This is a genomic window from Lacinutrix jangbogonensis (assembly GCF_000797445.1).
Classification (GTDB): Bacteria; Bacteroidota; Bacteroidia; order Flavobacteriales; family Flavobacteriaceae; genus Lacinutrix; species Lacinutrix jangbogonensis.
This window is the reverse complement of the sequence record NZ_JSWF01000021.1, coordinates 25,135-44,988: the sequence shown is the minus strand read 5'-3', so window position 1 is coordinate 44,988 and position 19,854 is coordinate 25,135. Positions and strand designations below refer to the sequence as shown.

Annotated in this window: 9 protein-coding genes and 1 pseudogene; 7 read left to right on the top strand and 3 right to left on the bottom strand. The window is 32.5% G+C overall.

Going from position 1 to position 19,854, the window contains the following annotated elements; genetic code table 11:
* Positions 1 to 237: 237 nt before the first annotated feature.
* A complete protein-coding gene (locus RH82_RS05520) occupies positions 238 to 1,275 on the bottom strand; it encodes an alkane 1-monooxygenase (protein WP_034058877.1) in 1,038 nt (345 codons plus the stop codon).
* 87 nt (positions 1,276 to 1,362) lie between these two features.
* On the bottom strand, positions 1,363 to 2,136 hold the full coding sequence (locus RH82_RS05515; RefSeq protein ID WP_034058874.1) for a LexA family transcriptional regulator: 774 nt from the start codon (positions 2,134 to 2,136) through the stop codon (positions 1,363 to 1,365).
* Between the two features lie 52 nt (positions 2,137 to 2,188).
* On the opposite strand from RH82_RS05515, the gene RH82_RS05510 reads away from it, so the two are divergent.
* Complete coding sequence (locus RH82_RS05510) at positions 2,189 to 3,403, top strand: DNA polymerase Y family protein (RefSeq protein WP_034058872.1); 1,215 nt, start codon at positions 2,189 to 2,191, stop codon at positions 3,401 to 3,403.
* Positions 3,403 to 6,362: pseudogene (locus RH82_RS05505) on the top strand (DNA polymerase III subunit alpha). Before RH82_RS05510 ends, RH82_RS05505 begins: the two are co-directional and overlap by 1 nt.
* Before the next feature lie 78 nt (positions 6,363 to 6,440).
* On the opposite strand, the gene RH82_RS05500 reads toward RH82_RS05505, so the two are convergent.
* Positions 6,441 to 8,399, bottom strand: a complete 1,959-nt coding sequence (locus RH82_RS05500; RefSeq protein ID WP_052158231.1) for a serine hydrolase domain-containing protein — start codon at positions 8,397 to 8,399, stop codon at positions 6,441 to 6,443.
* Between the two features lie 256 nt (positions 8,400 to 8,655).
* Between RH82_RS05500 and RH82_RS05495 the strand changes: the two genes are divergently transcribed.
* The 5 genes from RH82_RS05495 (at position 8,656) to RH82_RS05475 (ending at position 19,662) form a co-directional block, all read left to right on the top strand.
* Complete coding sequence (locus tag RH82_RS05495) at positions 8,656 to 12,144, top strand: T9SS type A sorting domain-containing protein (RefSeq protein ID WP_034058870.1); 3,489 nt, start codon at positions 8,656 to 8,658, stop codon at positions 12,142 to 12,144.
* A gap of 154 nt (positions 12,145 to 12,298) precedes the next feature.
* The gene (locus RH82_RS05490; protein ID WP_081979195.1) at positions 12,299 to 13,066 is read left to right on the top strand and encodes a LytR/AlgR family response regulator transcription factor; all 768 of its coding nucleotides are present in this window, start codon (positions 12,299 to 12,301) and stop codon (positions 13,064 to 13,066) included.
* A gap of 63 nt (positions 13,067 to 13,129) precedes the next feature.
* The gene (locus RH82_RS05485) at positions 13,130 to 16,006 is read left to right on the top strand and encodes a sensor histidine kinase (protein WP_034058867.1); all 2,877 of its coding nucleotides are present in this window, start codon (positions 13,130 to 13,132) and stop codon (positions 16,004 to 16,006) included.
* Between the two features lie 163 nt (positions 16,007 to 16,169).
* Positions 16,170 to 18,422: a T9SS type A sorting domain-containing protein gene (locus RH82_RS05480; RefSeq protein ID WP_034058865.1), complete on the top strand. Its 2,253-nt coding sequence runs from the start codon at positions 16,170 to 16,172 to the stop codon at positions 18,420 to 18,422.
* Between the two features lie 232 nt (positions 18,423 to 18,654).
* On the top strand, positions 18,655 to 19,662 hold the full coding sequence (locus tag RH82_RS05475) for a hypothetical protein (RefSeq protein ID WP_034058862.1): 1,008 nt from the start codon (positions 18,655 to 18,657) through the stop codon (positions 19,660 to 19,662).
* Positions 19,663 to 19,854 lie beyond the last annotated feature (192 nt).

Below are 19,854 nucleotides of genomic sequence, written 5' to 3'. Positions count from 1 at the left end.
TTAAGAATAGTATAATTCAATAAATATCAATATTAAATTTTCACTGAACTTAATAGTGTTATTGTAAAACAGTTGTTAGTGAGTGGAATGTTATACTGTAAGAGCTAGTTATTCATTTCACACAACACTCTCCAACCTATTCTTCACATTATCTCAACACCCAAAAACAAAACAAAAAAACACCCAATTTCCAAAAATAACCAAACCTTAATCACAACATCATTTTCAAGAAAACCACTACCCAACACCATACAACTCCAATTGTTTTTTCATAATCGGTCTAAACAAAAAGGGAAAATAAGAGAGTACGAGCATCGCTGGATAACCATAAGGTAAATTAGGGCTGTTTTCTTTAGAGTCTAGTAAATGGTATGGTTTTGCGCCCATATGGTGATGGTCTGAATGCCGTGTGAGTTCAAATAATAATACACGTCCTATAATATGATCTGAATTCCAAGAATGTTTTGGTTTTACACGTTCATATCTTCCGTTGTCTTGCATTTTTCTACGCAAGCCATAATGTGCAAAATAGTTTTGTGCTTCCAAGATAGAAATACCAATAACACTGGTAATAAAGTAGATAAACATAACCTGTAGACCAAAGAAATAAAAGATGCTAAAAAGCAAAAGTACTGGTAAAAGCGTATAGATAATCATAGGATTAAGAATCGCGTTTTTGCCTTGCGCTTTTAGGCGTTGTGCTTCTAGTTTCCATGTTTTAAAATAGCCACCAATTTGAGAGCGTATTGCAAAAAAGTAAAAAATACTGCCTTCTTTAGCAGAAGTATAATCGTCTGGTGTGGCAACATCTCTATGGTGTCCACCATTATGATACGGTATAAAATGATTTTGAAGCGATGTTAATAGCATAATATGTGCTAAAATCTGCTTTACTGGATGCTCTGTTTTGTGCCCCAATTCATGACCAATATTAATGCCGTTAACGCCAAGAATAGTACCCATCATTAAAATACAAGCAATCAAATGGGAGAGCGGTATTGCTGTACTAGAAACAGTGATTAAAAACTGGTAACCAACAAAAAGATGAAGCGGTACAGAAAGATAAAGGACCAAATCGAAAAACACATCTTTCTTTGCGAGACCTTTTTCAATGTCATTTAAATTATAGGTATTGTTTGGAAGGATTTGCTCTAAAACAGGAATTAAAACGTATAAAATAAATAATCCTATATACGCATAAATACCTGTGGTATTAAAGGTTAGTAAACCTAGAAGTGGTATAATATAAGCGGCGAAGTATTTAAATTTTATCATATAAATAGAGGTGCAGTCAAACGGTTACAGTAAATATAGTTCGATTTATTATAAATTACAAGCCAAAAACCACATCAGAATTCCCACCTAAGAAACCAATTTCTCTAAAGCTTTTAATTCAATTCCAAGTTCGTTCATCATATTCATAATACAACTTATTTTAAGTTCTTCTTTGCTATATTCTTGGGTATTTATACTACAGGTAAATTCCCATAATTCTAAAATATCGTCCATAGGCACGCTATAATCATTATAGAATTTATTATCAGACATTAACAATAGCGAATTATTAAAAGCAATATTATTAAAAACTCTTTTGTAAACCATGCCATCGTTTTTAGTGAGTAACACATAGGTATTGCCTGTTTTTATTTGGCTTCTATCTTCAATAAAACGGCCAATAACAAAAGCGCCATCTTTCATGGGTAACATAGAATCGCCTTTTATAGGGAACGCTCTATGCTTGCCTGTGGGAAGAAACGGCAGCTTAATTTTTTGCAGTTGCTCAATATATTCTGGATCGTCGTAACCAGAAAGATAGCCTGCAGAAGCTTTTATAGGGACTATTTCTATAAGATCTTCATTATCAATATCTACGGTTATAGGAAACAAGATGCGCTGGTTTCCTAATTCTATAAACGAGTTGCCGTTAAGCTTGCTTAAATCGGTTTTTAAAATCGCATCTATAGGGATTTTAAAGAAATTAGAAATCGCCAGTAACATCTCTACATTAGGTTTTGTTCTGTTAGATTCATGCGCAGCAATTCGAGATCTGTTAACACATAACTCTTCGGCTAAAGTTTCTTGAGACAGGTTTTTTAAATGCCTGAGGTATTTAATATTTTTTGAGAAATAATCCATAATGTTTCAAAACTAAACAATCATTGTTTGATTTGCAAACTATATTTGCATTATGCTAAATACTATTTTACATCTAGACTTAGATACGTTCTTTGTCTCCTGCGAAAGATTGATTGATTCGCGTCTACAAAACAGACCGTTATTAGTTGGTGGCACAGGAGATAGAGGCGTGGTAGCGGCATGCAGTTACGAGACTAGGTTGTTTGGTGTACATTCGGGAATGGCCATGAAAATTGCTAGACGTTTGTGTCCTGAAGCAGTTGTAATTAAAGGGAATTCTGGTATTTATACTAAATATTCTCATTTGGTTACAGAAATTATAAAGGAGAAAGTACCTGTGTTTGAAAAGGCAAGTGTAGATGAGTTTTATGCCGATTTAACAGGTATGGATAAGTTTCATGGCACTTATAAATACGCTTCAGAATTAAGACAAAAAATTATAAAAGACTCTGGACTTCCAATTTCTTTTGGACTGTCTGGAAATAAAATAGTGTCTAAAGTGGCCACTGGAGAAGCCAAACCAAATAACCAATTAAAAATTGATTCAGGTTTCGAAAAACTGTTTTTGGCGCCTTTATCCATTCGTAAAATCCCTTCTGTTGGTGAGAAAACATATCAGATTCTTAGAAATTTAGGTGTTGATACCGTTGGTGTTGTACAACAAATGCCCGTTGAAATGATGGCGAGTGCTTTAGGTGTTAACGGTGTTACGATTTGGAAACGCGCACATGGGATTGATAATGCGCCTTTAATTCCTTTTCACGAACGGAAATCGATCTCTACAGAACGTACGTTTAATAGAGATACTATTGATGTTGCCAAATTGAGAACCACCATTTTTGCGATGGCTGAAAATTTGGCCTTTCAATTACGACGTGCAGATAAATTAGCAGGAACATTGAGTGTTAAAATTAGATATTCAGATTTTAATACCTATAGTAAACAAATAAAAATTCCTTATTCGAGTGCAGACCATACCATTATTCCAACGGCTTTAGAACTCTTTGAAAAACTCTATAACCGACGTTTATTAGTACGTTTGGTTGGTGTGAAATTCACGGATATTGTGAGTGGTAACTATCAAATAAATTTATTTGATGATACCGAAGCCTTACTAAATTTATACAAAGCTATGGATGGTGTGCGCGAGAAATATGGCGAATTAAGTATTATGCGCGCCTCTTCTATTGGTGCGAAAACCATTGGGAGATTTCAGAATCCTTTTAATGGCGAACCACCAGTTTTATTAGCACATAGAAAGCAATAATGTATCTAAATTGTCACTCTTATTATTCGCTGCGTTATGGTACTTTTTCTGAAATTGATGTATTAGAATTAGCCAAAAAAAACGAGATGTCTTGCGTAGCATTAACAGATATTAATAACACGTCTGCCTGCCTGAATTTTATAAAACAGGCAAAAAATTACGCTATTAAACCTATTGTTGGCATTGATTTTAGAAATGGTGCCAAGCAGCAATTTGTTGGAATCGCGAAAAACAATAAGGGTTTCCATGAATTAAACAGTTTGCTTTCTCATTATTTAGAAAACAAGCTTGAGATTCCAGATAAAGCCCCAAAATTGGAGCATGCGTTTATAATTTATCCTTTTGAAAACGTCTTAGAATTAGAGATCTCTGTATTCGAAGCTTACGAGTTTATAGGTATTTCCGTAGCAGAAGTTAGAAAGCTTAGGTTTTCTAAACTCAAAACCTTTACAGATACTTTGGTAGTGCTTCAAACGGTAACCATTAGAAATAAAAGAGATTTTAATGCGCACAGATTATTGAGAGCGATTGATAACAATTGCTTATTAAGTAAACTGGATAAACAGGAAGAATGTAAACAGGACGAGATTATGTTGCCTAAAGAAGATACAGCATTAGCCTTTTTAGACTTCCCAAATGTGCTAAAAAATACAGCAAATCTTATGGCATTGTGTACTATTGATTTTGGGTTTGGAAGCGAAAGAACCTCTCAAAATCTTAAACGGTATACCAAAAGCAACGCAACCGATTATAAACTACTGGAAAACCTGTGTTATCAAGGTTTGCCAAAGCGCTATAGTAAGCCAACAGAAAAGGTTTATAAGCGCATAACAAAAGAACTAGACACTATAAAAGCTTTAGATTTTGTAAGTTTCTTTTTAATCAATTACGATATTATTTCTTATGCTAAACGCAAAGGTTATTTTCATGTGGGTCGAGGCAGTGGCGCCAATAGTATTGTCGCTTATATTATTGGGATTACAGATGTAGATCCTATAGAATTAGATTTGTATTTTGAACGGTTTATCAATCCGTTTCGAGCGTCGCCACCAGATTTTGATATCGATTTCTCGTGGAAAGACCGAGAAGATGTTACACAATATATTTTTAATAGATTCGAAAACACTGCGCTTTTAGCAACGTATAATACGTTTAAATATAGAGCTGTAGTTAGAGAATTAGGTAAGGTTTTTGGATTGCCAAAAGAAGAGATAGACAAATTAAGTAAAGGCCGTTTACCTAGTAATCAATTGGATGACGTTGGACAGCTGGTTTTAAAATACGGAAAATTAATTGAAGGCTTTCCTAATTATATTAGTGTGCATTCGGCAGGTATTTTAATTCTTGACGAACCTATTCATAAATATTCAGCAACATTTTTACCACCAAAAGGCTTTCCTACAGTTCAGTTTGATATGAATATTGCAGAAGAGGTTGGCGTTTTTAAGTTTGATATTTTAAGTCAGAGAGGTTTAGCTAAAATTAAAGATGCTTTGCAAATTATTGCTAAAAACAGACCCGAGTTACCACCAATAGATATTCATGATTTGGAGCGTTTTAAAACCGATGTAAACATTAATAACTTACTTAAAAGTGGTGGTGCTATTGGCGCTTATTATGTAGAATCTCCTGCTATGCGTGGATTAATGACAAAATTACAAACGCAAGATTATTTGGGTTTGGTTGCCGCAAGTTCTATTATTAGACCAGGTGTTTCGGGTTCTGGAATGAAGGAAGAATATATAAAAAGACACCGGTTTCCAGAACATAGGAAAAATGCACATCCAATACTTTTAAAAATTATGCCAGATACTTATGGCGTGATGGTCTATCAAGAAGATGTTTTAAAAGTAGCCAATCAGTTTGCAGATTTAACTTTAGGCGAAGCAGATGTTTTAAGACGTGGCATGAGCGGTAAATTTCGTTCCAAAAAAGAGTTTGAAGGTGTGGAGCAAAAATTTATTGCCAATTGCAAAAAAAAGGACATTCTGAAGCTTTAATATTCGAAGTTTGGAATCAAATTAAAAGTTTTGCAGGTTATGCTTTTGCAAAAGGCCATTCTGCATCTTATGCTGTAGAAAGTTATCAAAGTTTGTTTTTAAAATGCTATTTCCCTATAGAATTTATGGTGGCTGTTCTTAATAATGGTGGTGGGTTTTATAGTGCAGAACATTATTTACACGAAGCTAAAATGCAAGGCGCCATTATAGAATTACCGTGTATTAATACTAGCGACCACCCAAATAGAGTGCTAGGGAAAGCTATTTATCTGGGTTTTGGATACCTTCGGAATTTAGAAAAACTAGTGATTCAAAGGTTTTTAAACGAACGCCAATTGAATGGTAATTACTTGTCTTTAGAAGATTTTATAGACCGTATTAACGTGAGTATCGAGCAGTTATCGATATTAATAAGAATTGGGTGTTTTAGGTTTACTAAAAAGCCTAAAACCGAATTATTATGGCATGCTATTTTTAAACTGAATGCTAGTACATCTAAAAGCAAGCACCCTAAATTATTTAAACCTGTTCACAAGCATTTTGAGTTGCCTAAATTAGTGACAGATCCCATTGAAAATGCTTACGATGAGATGGAATTATTAGGGTTTCCGTTGTGTGGTTATTTTAATTTAATAGGTGAAACCGTCGCACATGATATTACAGCTCTTGAAATGCCTGAGCATGTAAATAAACAAGTTATTATCTATGGAAACTTGGTTAATTCTAGACATAACAGAACGTCACAAGGAAAACTAATGCGATTAAGCACGTTTGTAGATAAAACTGGTAAGTATTTTGATGCGGTACATTTTACAGATGTGGTTTATAAATACCCAATACATGGTTTGGGCGTTTATAAATGTTTAGGTTTTATTACAGAGAAATTTGGTTTTTGTAGTATGATTATTTCAAAAAGTAGAAAGGTCGGTATTAAGTCAAATCCTAGAGTTGCAGGTTAATATGCTTGGTTATAAAATGGTTGTACTACAACGCTAAGGAATGAGCTTAAGCGTTTCCGCTATGAAACCAAAAGATTCTTAATCGCAACTGTTTTCTAAAACGCTAATGTCCATTAAATCGCGCCATACTTTATGATTAAACTTTTTAGGCGATACTCTAAAGAGTAGTATAGATTCACCATTTTTGTCGCAAAGGGTTTGTTTTATATTAAAGTGTAAAACTAGTGGTTTTCTAGTAACAAAAGTATCGTAAATAGTTGTTTCACCTACAAAAGCACCTTCTTTATTTTGTGTGATTTCTACAGTTGTTTTAGGCAATACAAGGTCTTTTTCTTTATTAACACCGCTTAATAAACCATTGTAATATTGTATTAAATAGTCTTCTACTTGTGTTTGCGTTAGCGGTTTATCAATATTAACTTTCCAAGCAAAAGCGTAGGTCCAAAAATTAGGACTTTTGGTATCGTTCCAGCCTTTTGGAAAACGTGCAGCTTCGAAACCTTTAAGTTCAATATCTGGAGCAAAGTGTAACGGGATTGCAAACAGTTCTTTTCCCCAATTATTTGTTTTTAAAAGATCTGTACTATATGTTACGCCTAATTTAGCGAGCATTTTAATAGCGTTATTATTCTTTGGGTTTAAGGTCAAAGACTTTTTATAATTACTAATCGCTTCATCGTTTTTTCCTAATGCCATTAATGCTTCAGCATAACTATCGAAAGGATTGTCATGGTCTGGAAACACTTCTGTAGCTAGCTTGAAAATTTTGGCCGCAGCTTTTGGGTTTTCAGCATGTAAAAAACGATAACCAGCAACGACAAGTTCTTGTTCACTTACATGATATTCTGGTGCATCTTTATGGTTTTTATAAAACTGAATGCCTTTATCGATGCCTTCATTTTCAATGGTTTTAAGCATGAATTGTGCTAAAGGAATAGAAGGTAAATCGTAAGGTTGGTTATATAGTATTCCTGTAATAGCCGTTGTTATAGACGTACGAAAGGAGCGACTGGAATTATTTAATATGATAACCGAAGCATTACGAGACGGGATTTTAGTGTATAACGAACGAAAACCACCAATAGAACCACTGTGTCCAACAGTTTCTACTTCTTCAGCCGTATTGCCAATAGGTTTTGTTATCAGTTCCCAACCATAGCCATAATGGATATCAGAATCGATAATGTGTTTTACAAAAATGAGATCCATATACTTTTTAGGTAACAATAGTTCTGTATTCAATGCTTGATCCCAAATAAAGAGATCTTCTACAGTAGAGTAGATGGCGCCTGCTGCATAGGCTGTAGTTTCGTCTGTACTATCATTATCATAATATTCGCCAAAGTTTTTATTATAACCATAAGCCATGTTTTTAATCAACTTTCTATGTTTGTGAAATCCAGAGTTTTTCATTTCTAAAGGTTTAAAAATGCGTTCTTGCAACACGTCTTCATAAGATTGTGCTGTAATGGTTTCTATAATGTATCCTAATAGTGTGTAGCCAGAATTACTATATTTAAAGCGTTCTCCTGGCGTAAACCGTAAGGGAATACTTGCAAATTGATTGACCATAGCTTCTGGTTGATTGTGTTTTTCTTTATTAGATCTATCGCGTCCAATGCCCGCAGAATGGGTGAGTAGGTGATGAATAGTAATCTGGTCTCCATTTGTTTTAGGATAGTCTTTAAGATAGGTAGAAATTGGTTCGTGTACATCCAATTTATGTTCAACAACCAATTGCATTATTAGCATGGCAGTAAACGATTTGGTCATGGAAGCAATTTGAAACTTAGTATCTACTTTGTTAGGAATATCCCATTCCATATTTGCAAATCCGAAGCCTTTTTTATAGATGATCTCACCTTGATCTGCAACGAGAATTGTACCATGAAACATATCGTATTCTGAATACAAACTAACGAGTTCGTTTATTTTATCAACTTTACTAGTTGTTTCATTTTTGTCTGTTGATGGTTTACAGTTAAGAACTGATAGCGTTAATACCAATACGAGTAAGCGGCTTAAGATTTTAGTCATGAGTTTATTTTTATAATTTCAAAACTAGTTGTAATGCCTGTGTTAAGTGTCAAATAAATGTAAAATAAGTGTGAATAATTGTAAAAAGAATACTGTTTATGACGAGAAGAAGCTAATAAGCACAATACATTTGGGTAAATAGTGTACATTAAAAACACTAGACTATAGTTTTTGGTGAACGGATTCAAATTAAACATTTAAGCTCTTTTTTCTATCTAGTTTATATATCTTTAGTGCGATTATTAAACACGCTACAATGTATAGATTATTACTTTTCTTTTTTTTAATTATTGCGACTAACTTATATGCGCAAACGAATAGTACTATTCCTTCCGGTCAATTGTATACCACTGCGCCAGAATGGGCAAAATCTATGTATGGTACTAATCCAAGTGTTAACCAAGTAGATGTTTTATACAAGCGCTATTATAAAGATAATTTATTTGTAAAATCATATCACACACAATATTACAAACGCTGGAGAAAAGCGATTAATAATTTTGTAAATGATGACGGTTTTTATGATCATAATAAAAAAACTGAGCTTAAAACGCTCTTAGATAAAAGACTATTACAAACGGCTTCAAAAAATCGAGGATTTACAGGTAATTGGTCAATGCTTGGTCCTTTTCAAAATTTTAGAGCAGGTGGCACAATAGAAAGCGGCGCACAAGCAAACGTGTATTCTGTAGGACAATGTGCAGCGGCTACTTCTATTTTGTATTGTGGAACCGAAAACGGAGAAGTTTATAAAACGTTAGATGGCGGAGATAACTGGTTTAATGTGTCTTTATCTTTAATAACAGCATTGGCTCCACAAGCAGTAATAGCAAATGCAGGGATTTCTGCGCTAGCGGTTCATCCTACAAATCCAGAAATTGTATACATAGGTTCTGGAAGTGAGGTTTTTAAAACGATAGATAGTGGTATAAATTGGACTGCTGTTTTTGATAGTAACATTACTTTAGGTGGTTATATTGAAAATCCAGCAGAGATTTTTATCAATCCTGTAAATCCTCAAATAGTATTGGTAGCAGGCAAAGCAGGAATGCATCGTACTGCAGATGGAGGCGCAACTTGGACACAAACTTTAAATTTTGAATGTTTTGATGTTAAAGCAAATACTAATGATCCTAATATTTTATATACGGTAAGACGTAATAATGCAACCAATACCCATCAGTTTTTAACCTCTACAAATGGAGGCGTAAATTGGACTCCACAAACTACAGGTTGGTATAATTCTACAGATGATAATAGAACTGTTGTAGGAGCCAGAATTGCTGTTTCTAACGCCGATCCAGATAGGATTTATGCGTTTTTAATAGGAGATTCTAAATCTGGTGATAGTGGGTTTATAGGCATCTATAGAAGTAATGATGGTGGAACCTCTTGGGCAAATACTATGGGATTTGACGGTGCACCTTACGACGGAACAACACATCCTAATCTTATCTCATCTAACCCAGATGGTAGTGGTTTTAACCAAGGCTTTTATAATTGTGCTGTGATGGCTTCTAATACCAATGCAAATGAAATACTAGTAGGAGGCATTGGGATGTGGCGTTCTACAGATGGCGGGCAAACCTTTACTTGTATTTATAATTATGGCTGTGGTAATTACAATCCAATGCATGTTGATATGCAAGATTTTAGAGCTTTTGGTAATGAATATTGGGCAAGTACAGATGGTGGTGTTTATAAATCTAATGATTTGTTTGCAACGCAACCAGAATTTAAAATGAATGGTGTAAATAGTGTAGATTTTTGGGGATTTGATTCTGGATGGAATAACGATTTACTTGTTGGCGGAACGTTTCATAATGGAGTAGATGTCTATTATGAAGGATTTCCTAGTGGCGCATTTTTAGATTTAGGAGGTGGAGAACCTGCTTCAGGATATGTAAATCCTAGTAATACGTTACGTGTATATTCTAGTGTTATTGGAAGTAAAATTATACCTCAAACTATTACTGGTTCTGTATTAAACGCAGCAATAGCCATGCTACCAAATGAAAGTCCGTGGTTTGCAGAGTCTTCAGAAATGGAATTTCATCCCAGCTGCCACAACATTTTGTATTTAGGAAAAGACAACCAGTTATATAAAAGTTTAGATGGTGGAACTAGTTTTACATCAGTCTATACAGCAGCAGCGAATACAGAAGTTTTGGATATAGAAATTTCTAGAGCAAATACAGAAACCATGTACATTGTTGTGCGTCCAAATTCTGGTAATGCTTCGATAATAAAAACAACAGACGATTGGCAAAACACATCCACAATAACATTGCCAAGTACAGGAGGTAACCGATCATTAATTAGCTTAGACCCAGAAAACGATCAAGTACTATGGTTGGCTTATGCCCGCGGAAATAATGGCAATAAAGTATTCAAAACTACTTCTGGTGGAACGTCTTGGACTAATGAAACGTCAAGTGCATTAAATGCTCAGAACATTCAATCTATTGTTACTATTGGAGGCACAAATGGAGGCGTTTATGTAGGTACAAGTGCTTCTGTGTATTACAAAAACAACAGCATGTCTTCATGGACTTTAGATGCTATAAATTTACCAGCGACGGTAGGAACAAGTGCTTTAAAACCATTTTATCGTGATGGTAAAATACGTTTGGCAACCTACGGAAAAGGAATTTGGGAAAGCCCATTGTATGAAGCAACAGCTAGACCTGTTGCTAAAATTATGGTCGATAAATTGACGGCAACTTGTGCAGGTGATGTGTTTTATTTTGATGATTACTCGATGTTAAATCATAGCGGAGCCACTTGGGCTTGGACCTTTGAAAATGCGAATACAGCAACCTCTAATATTAGAAATCCAGAAGTTGTTTTTACTACTTTAGGCTCGCATTTGGTTACTTTGACGGTTACTAATGCTGCAGGAGTTGCGTCTAGTGATACTTTAACAGTAGACGTTCAAGCTTTAAGCGCAACAAGTTTAGCTGAAGATTTTGAAGTCCAATTTATGCCAGAAGGATGGACACAAGAAGCCAGTAGCAATTTTAATTGGACGTATAATAACACGGTAGGTGGTTTTGGACAAAGTACAAGTTGTATGATGGTTAATAATTATATTTTTAGCGCTGTTGGAGCATATTGTGACATTATTGCGCCTTTAAATATGACAGCAACCAATGCTAGTGATGCTGTACTTACTTTTGATGTTGCTTATGCACTATATTCAGGTCTTTATGCCGATGGTTTAGAAGTTTTAATCTCTTCAGATTGTGGCACGACCTACACATCTGTCTATAATAAAGTGGGAGCAGATCTTGCTACAGCACCAAATACAACTAGTGAATTTGTACCAACAGATACGCAATGGAGAACAGAAACCATAGATTTAGCTGCATATATTGGCTCTAACAATGTGTATGTGAAATTTAGAAATGTAAATGCTTATGGTCAAACCTTGTTTATTGATAATATTAATCTAGGAAATAATATACTTAGTGTCGATAATTTTGAGACTAACACATTTTTAGTCTACCCAAATCCCGTGTCAAGTAATGGTATTATAACAATAAAAAGTCCTGAAGATAATACCATTAAATTTACACTGTATAGTATTCAAGGAAAGCAGATAGCACAATTTAAGACCGCATCGAATACTACAATTCCAATAGGGCATTTACAATTAAGTTCTGGGCTTTATATGTATGTTCTTCATAGCGAAAATCGAATTCAAAAAGGAAAACTTTTGGTTTCAGATAGTGTTAGAAAGTAGTGTTTAATATCACTTTTAGTTCTATAGATTAAACTTATAACAGAGAAAATTTAAATTTTTTATAGCAGCTTCTTTTTTAGGAGTTGCAACTTTTTTATGATCTCACAAACTCAATCTGCCATTCATAAAGTCTATTAGGTTAAATAATAGTACTATGCTTATATTTGTTTTTATGGATAAAATTAATGCTATACTAATAGATGACGAACAAAGCGCAAGAAATGTGCTCACTAATTTATTAGAAAGAACATCTTCCAATATTAATATCCTAACCACTTGTAGTAATTTAGAAGATGGTGTAAAACAAATTAAAGCACTACAACCCAGCGTAGTTTTTTTAGATGTACAAATGCCTAACTATGCAGGTTATGAAATTGTAAACTTTTTTGATGAAATAAATTTTGAAATTATTTTTGTAACCGCTTACGACCATTACGCTATAAAAGCTTTTGAATTAAATGCAATTGACTATCTCGTAAAACCTATTGATAGAAAAAAATTAGCATTGACTCTAGTAAAATTAGAGGATAAATTAATAAAACAAGCTGCATTAGTAGACTACCAAACCTTATTAAAAACAATTAAAGATAAGGATTATAAAAAAATTATAATCCCAGAACTAGGTAATAGACGCATAGTAAGCATAGAAGATATTATTGCTCTTGAAGCTGATGGAGCTTATAGTAAAATCTATTTAAAGAATAGTAAAACCATTACAACGAGTAAGAATTTAAAATATTTTGAAAACGTTTTCCCTAAAGATGTCTCATTTTTTCGTTCTCATCGGGCATGGATTATTAATATTATACATGTAGAATGTTTAAATAAAGCAGAACAAACTATTACTTTAGCTAATGGAACGGTTAAAGCTAAAATTTCTAGATCTAGAATAGATCAATTTAAAAACATTGTTCAATTATAATAACTATTATCTCTATTGATAAAAAAAATAACATTATTAATTATTTTTTGTACTTCATTTTTTATGCAGGGACAGGAACCTGTGTATGTACATTTCTCAGAGAAAAATGGTTTACCAGACAAAGAGTTTTATGATCTTTTTGAAGATTCTAAAGGCTTTATTTGGGTGTGCGCAGACAAAGGTTTGTTTAGATATAATGGTAAAAACTATAAAAGTTATAGTAATAACTTACAACGAGCCTTATCTGTTTTTAATGCCCAAGAAGATCATTTAGGGCGTATTTGGTGTAATAATGTTTCTGGTCAGTTTTTCTATACAGAAAACAATGAATTACAATTATTTGCAGATTTAAGCAAAGAACTTAGAGGGCAGTTAGCAGAGTTTATTATTAAAAAAGAGTATTTATGGGTATTTGCTTATTATAAAACCTATAAAATAAATTTAAAAACAAAAAAGATAGAATATACTCATTCCCTTCCTAGAAAAATAAAGGGAGCTCCTTTTGTATTTAAAGATGCCATTTATTTTGGAAGTATAGACTCTATATATAGTATTACTCCCAAAAATAATATTAATAGAATTGTACCAGTAGGTTTACCTTTTAAAGATAAAAGTGGTAAAAAAATAGGTGTAGATCAAGCCATTATTTTTAAAATAGATTCAACACTGTTTTTTAGGCAAAAAAGAAATGGTATAAATCGTTTCTTTCATATTAACAAAAAGAAGAAAGAGGTAAATGTTATTAATGGTTTTGAAGCTATTGCTAGAGAACGTATCTATCATCAATTTGAAAATAATAATGAAATTTGGTTTGCTACAGGTACAGGTGTTTGGGTCTACGAATATAAAAAACAGTCTTTTAAATTAAAGAAACGCTTTTTAAAAAAGAATGATGTAACAAAAATTGTAAAAGATAACGACGCAAATTATTGGTTTACAACTTTAAACGACGGTATATATGTAATCCCAAATATTAATATTGAAAAAGCTACAATTTCTAATGAAAATAAAAACATTAGCAGTTTAGATGTTATTAATGATAGTACACTAGTTTTTGGAAATACGAAAGGGAATATTGGGTTTTATAATACTAAAACAGATAGTATTAGTATTATAGATTTACCAACAAAAGATCGTGTTTCTGTTTTAAAGTATTTTCCATCAAAAAACACCGTATTTATTAGTAAAGATTTTGGTGGATTTACGTTTAATATGAAATCCTTTGAGCTTAATAAAATTAGTGGCCTTTCAACGGCTAAAAGTTTAACGATATTAAATAATAAAAAACTACTTTATACCAGCAATAGTGGTGTGAATATAAGTGATGAAACAGGTTTAAATAATGTTGTAATTGACAAAGATCAGGGAGGGAAAAGAACGTATACATCTTATTACAACACCACTAATAAATCTGTTTATATTGCCTATGTCGATAATTTATTGCGCTACGATAGCTTATGGAATTCTAAACCCATTCGTTATAATAACAAATCAATAGATGTCAAATCTATAACTAAAACTACAAACGGTGTAATCTGGGTATCTACATTTAAAGATGGTGTTATAGGTATTAAAAACGATAGTATTATCCATCATTATTCTATTGAAAATGGATTAACATCTAATAAAATTGGTATGGTTAAAGCAGACCATAACCAATTATGGATAACCCTAGATAATAGCATACAATTATTAGATATCAAAACCAAGAAAATACAAACTCTAACAAAGAGAGAAGGTGTTGTATCCTATGATATTTCGGGAATTGAAATACTTAAAAATAAAGTCTACTTTTCGTCTAACGAAGGTTTGTTTTCTATAAATAAAGAACAACCATTTAAAAACGAAAATCCAGAGGTTTATTTTAATACAGTTGAAATTAATGAAAGTGACACTTTAATCGCCTCTAATTATAGCTTAAAATATGACCAGAATGCTATAAAAATAGGGTTTAATGTCAATGGGTTTTTATATAATCAGAAACGAAAATATAACTATCGCCTAAAAGGGTTTAATAACCAATGGTTAACTACAGATCAAGGAGCGAATTCTGTAAAATATAATAGTCTACCTGCTGGTAAATATACTTTTGAAGTGCAGCCTATTATCGACGAAAAATTTGATGTTAATAAAATAAAAGCAATCGATTTTACAATAAATAAACCTTTTTGGAAAACTTGGTGGTTTATTTTAGGAATTTTTGTGTTCTTTATTGGTAGCACTATTTTGTACTTCAGAAAAAAAATAAAAAAGGATAAGAAGGAACGCCTTACGGAATTAGAAAAAATATCTTTAGAAAAAGAACTGATATCCATAAATTTAACAGCACTAAGGTCACAAATGAATCCGCATTTTATTTTTAATGCTTTAAATTCTATACAAGATTTAATATTAAAACAAGATACAGATGCCTCTTACGATTATATTGTGCTATTCGCACAATTGGTTCGAAACACCCTTGTGTATTCAAGTCAAGATTTTATTTCAATAGATAAGGAGTTAGATTTTTTAAATGTGTATTTACAATTAGAAAAACTACGTTTTGGTGATGATTTTAATTATACCATTCATTTTGATGAAAAAGAATCTTTAGAAGTTCCATCGTTGTTAATACAACCATTTATAGAAAATGCTTTAGTACATGGTTTAATGCATAAAGCGGGTAAAAAAGAACTCCATATTGTATTTAGTTTTGCGAAAAACGTACTACAATGTACAATTACAGATAATGGTATTGGTAGAGTGAAGTCTACAGAAATATCAAATAGACAGGGAAACCATCACAAATCATTTGCTTTAAATGCAATAGAAAAACGCTTAGAAATCTTTAAAAAACAGTATGCCGAAAATATAGGTTATGTTATTGAGGATTTATATGAAAATGAAATAGCCAAAGGCACAAAAGTAATTTTAACGATGCCCTATAAAAATAGGTTTTAATTTTTTTATAACACGTTAACTATTTTCTAGTAGTTATTTTATTCTTTTCTTCAACTCCAATTCTTACCATTCGCAAAGCCAATCTGCAATTCATAAAACGTTTTGTTATAATAATACATAGTTCTGTTTTATTTGGTCTTTTAAAATAAAAATCAAATATATTATGAAAACACGTTTACTTTATTTATTGCTACTTGTATGTAGTTTTTCTTTTTCACAAATATTACCATCTGGTCACTATGGTAAATTTGAATTTACCAATGGAAGTTTGGTAAACATAGCAGCAAATGGAGGTCCAGATTTGGCAGGAACAGTAACATTTGGAATAGATAGAAATGGGAATGTTAACGATGCAATAGCAAGTACTAGTGTTTTAGCAGGCCATACTTTAGGAACTTCAGACTACAAAGAGGTAACGTTAAGTTTTTGGGTGAAAAACAATCTATCAACCAACAGTAACGGTCAACGTATAATTCAAGTTTATGGAGCTGGAGGTTATGGTTTTAGATTTGAAATGGATGGTCAAAAACTGTATCTAAGGTCAAAAATTGAATCAGTTGTATCAGGTACACTTAATGATTGGAACTCGGACGATTATGTTACTATAGCAGATAATCAATGGCATAATATTACTTTAAGAACAACTCTAACGTATTCAGGAGCAAGACTAGAATTAGATGTTTTTGTTGATGGCACTATACAAAATAACATTTCTGGTTTTATTGATCCATTTAATACTGGAATTGCAACATTTTTAGAATCTGCACAAATGGTGATAAACCCAACCGGTGGATATACAGGAAGTATAGACGATGTATATTTCTATAAATCGGCACTTTCAGATACACAAATCGCTGATTTATCTGCTTATTACCCAACTACAAGTGCACTAACTAAATTTTATATTGATGCATCAGTATCAGCAACAGGAAATAATGATGGTTCATCTTGGTCGAATGCATATAAAAATTTGCAAAGTGCATTAACAAACGCTACAGATGGAGATGAAATTTGGATAGCTTCTGGAACATATAAGCCAGAAATAAGCAATCGTTCTGCAAGGTTTGATATTATAGCTCCAAATTTAAGTATCTATGGTGGTTTTACAGGTACAGAAACACAACTGTCTGAGCGTGTTTTAGGTAGTAACGAAACTATTTTATCTGGAGATTTACTAGGAAATGATGTTTTTGTAGACGATCATTATATAAATAGTAATAATCATTCAAGTAAGACAGATAATAGTCATCACATTTTAAATATTACAGATTTAGGTGAAAATTTAGTATTAGACGGTTTAACGGTTTCTAACGCTCATAATAGTACTTCAACAAGAGGTGCTGCTATTATTAAAGAAAAGTCAATAGTAAAATTAACATTAAATAATTGTACTATTTTAAATAATATAGCTAAAAATGGTGCATCAGGTTTATTTGCAGAATTTGAATTAAATAATGGCTTTCCTTCTTTAAATTCTAATACAGGTGCTAGAGGAGAGCTTATAGTAGAGAATTGTAAAATTATAAATAATATGTCGCTTTATGGTTCTGGTATTTACAGTTATGCAAAAGCAGATACAAATGTCGACATAAGGATTGAAAATAGCTTATTCGACAATAATGTGGCCGGAGATTTATCTAATAGCACTAAAGGGTTAAGTGGAAGTGCAGCATGGTTTAGATCGATTGGTACAAGTACAGATGTAAATATAAAATTAATAAATAACACTTTTGTTAATAACATTGATGATTCTACAGGAAATAGTCTTAACGATAACAGTAGAGCAACAGTTGCTATTAACAAAACAGCGGGAACTATAATAGCAGAAGTTGTTAATTGTATTTTTTGGGATAACTACAGACCAACACAGACTACAAACACTCCAGTAAGATCTATTACGAATACTTATAATGCTGCAGCGCAATCTATAAGTGTTTTAAATTCTATAGATCCATTAAACTTTAACGATGCAAGTATTACAAGTGCTACAGCTACAAATACTGCAAATCCATTGTTTACAAGTCTAACAGACTATACATTGCAAGCTAATTCTCCAGCAAAAGATGCAGGTAATAATAGCTATGTAAATACCACATTAGATTTACTTGGAAACCAACGTGTTTTTAATACAACTGTAGATATGGGAGCTTACGAGTTTAGTACTACTTTAAGTGTAAACGAAGTAAGCGTTTTATTGGAGAATTTTGCAGTGTATCCAAATCCTGTAACTACTATTTTAAATATAAAACTAGAAGGTACAATAGAAAAAGTAGAGGTGTATTCTATTTTAGGTGCTAAAGTTTTGGAACGTACTAAAAACAATATTAATGTTGCAAATTTATCATCTGGAGTATACGTTTTAAAAGTATATACAGAAGATGGTAGCATTAGAGTAAAGCGTTTTATAAAAGAATAAATTCATTTTTAGTAGGCTATGTTTTTTTAAAGGCTCAGTTGTTATAACTGAGCCTTTTTTTGTCATTTTTATAGGCTATATACGTGGCTGATGACTTTCAATTTTAACTCAAAATAAATCATTTATTGAAATGTTTTCACCCCTTACAAAGCCAATCGGTAATTCATAAAACCCTTTGTTATACTTTACTACGATTCATTTTTATTTGTATGAATCTTAAAATTAAATACAAATGAAAACAATAATTACAGTCGCTGCCTTATTTTTTGTGGTAAGCATATCACAAGCTCAAAAAAACTTTTACGAAGCAATAGAAGCTAATGGAGAAACGACCACTTACGAAGGTTTTGCGGGAAAATCTGCAAATGGCGATGGAACTTACAATTTTGAAAGAGGTGTGCCAGCTGTTAAATTAACAGTAAAGAGATTAGCTACTGGTCAGCCGGTAGGTTTCAAAGCAGTACCAGTTTTAGAAAATTATGGTGGTTTTAGTGAAACCGAATTAAGCGACTACGGTAGAGTAGATAGCTACCCAAATGTAATGTCTATAAAACATGACTATACAGACGACGGTTATATGATGATTGACGATCTATTATTTGTAGTAGATAATATCCCAGATAACGGTGTTCCAAAATTAGGAAACGTGACTTCTATATTTGTAATGGTCAAAGACCGAGCAGAAACAAAAGCGGAGACCGGAAAGAAAAAGAAGAAGAAAGGTGGTTTATTAGGAAGAATGAAAGCAAAACTAAAAAATGCAGGACGTAAAACGTCTCCAGCATTTAAGTATATAAAGACAGTAAACATAGAGAAAAAATTTAACGATTATGTAACTGCAATGAAAACCAAACAAGCAATACCATTAACGTCTAAAGATAAAGCTGATATTGCTAAAATTAAACGCGCAAGAGAAGCTGGAGATGAAGAAATAAAGAGATATAACGACTCTATTAGAGCGACACCTGCTCATAAAAAATTAGTGGCTCACCAAGCACGTATGAAGCAGATGGATAATAACAATGCTAAAAAAACAGTAACTATTATTAACAAAACTGGTAAAGATATTTACGTTTATAAAGAAGGTTCTAGAAATGGAACACGTATAAATAGTAATAGCTATACAAAAGTAGATTGCTCATTCAATTACACATATAAATTCGATTCAAATTCTGGAGGTGCAGGTTCTAGTTGTTACACAGCAAATTCTGGTTGTGATAGAAGCGTTACAATTAAATAATTATTAAATTATATATAGGAGGCTATCTTTTTTGGTAGCCTTCTTTTTTGTGATTTAATACTATAAATACTGTTTTCTAATAGTATTTCTCCTATGTGATTTTAAAAAGTTGGCCATGCGTTTTTTAAACCTCACAAGTAAAAAACACCATTCACAAAGCCAATCTGCAACTCACAAAATGATTTGTTATAA

What these genes read in the sequence shown, in the direction of transcription:
- RH82_RS05520 (WP_034058877.1), bottom strand. Translation starts at nt 1,275, where the DNA reads ATGATAAAATTTAAATACTTCGCCGCTTATATTATACCACTTCTAGGT.
- RH82_RS05515 (WP_034058874.1), bottom strand. Translation starts at nt 2,136, where the DNA reads ATGGATTATTTCTCAAAAAATATTAAATACCTCAGGCATTTAAAAAAC.
- RH82_RS05510 (WP_034058872.1), top strand. Translation starts at nt 2,189, where the DNA reads ATGCTAAATACTATTTTACATCTAGACTTAGATACGTTCTTTGTCTCC.
- RH82_RS05500 (WP_052158231.1), bottom strand. Translation starts at nt 8,399, where the DNA reads ATGACTAAAATCTTAAGCCGCTTACTCGTATTGGTATTAACGCTATCA.
- RH82_RS05495 (WP_034058870.1), top strand. Translation starts at nt 8,656, where the DNA reads ATGTATAGATTATTACTTTTCTTTTTTTTAATTATTGCGACTAACTTA.
- RH82_RS05490 (WP_081979195.1), top strand. Translation starts at nt 12,299, where the DNA reads ATGCTTATATTTGTTTTTATGGATAAAATTAATGCTATACTAATAGAT.
- RH82_RS05485 (WP_034058867.1), top strand. Translation starts at nt 13,130, where the DNA reads ATGCAGGGACAGGAACCTGTGTATGTACATTTCTCAGAGAAAAATGGT.
- RH82_RS05480 (WP_034058865.1), top strand. Translation starts at nt 16,170, where the DNA reads ATGAAAACACGTTTACTTTATTTATTGCTACTTGTATGTAGTTTTTCT.
- RH82_RS05475 (WP_034058862.1), top strand. Translation starts at nt 18,655, where the DNA reads ATGAAAACAATAATTACAGTCGCTGCCTTATTTTTTGTGGTAAGCATA.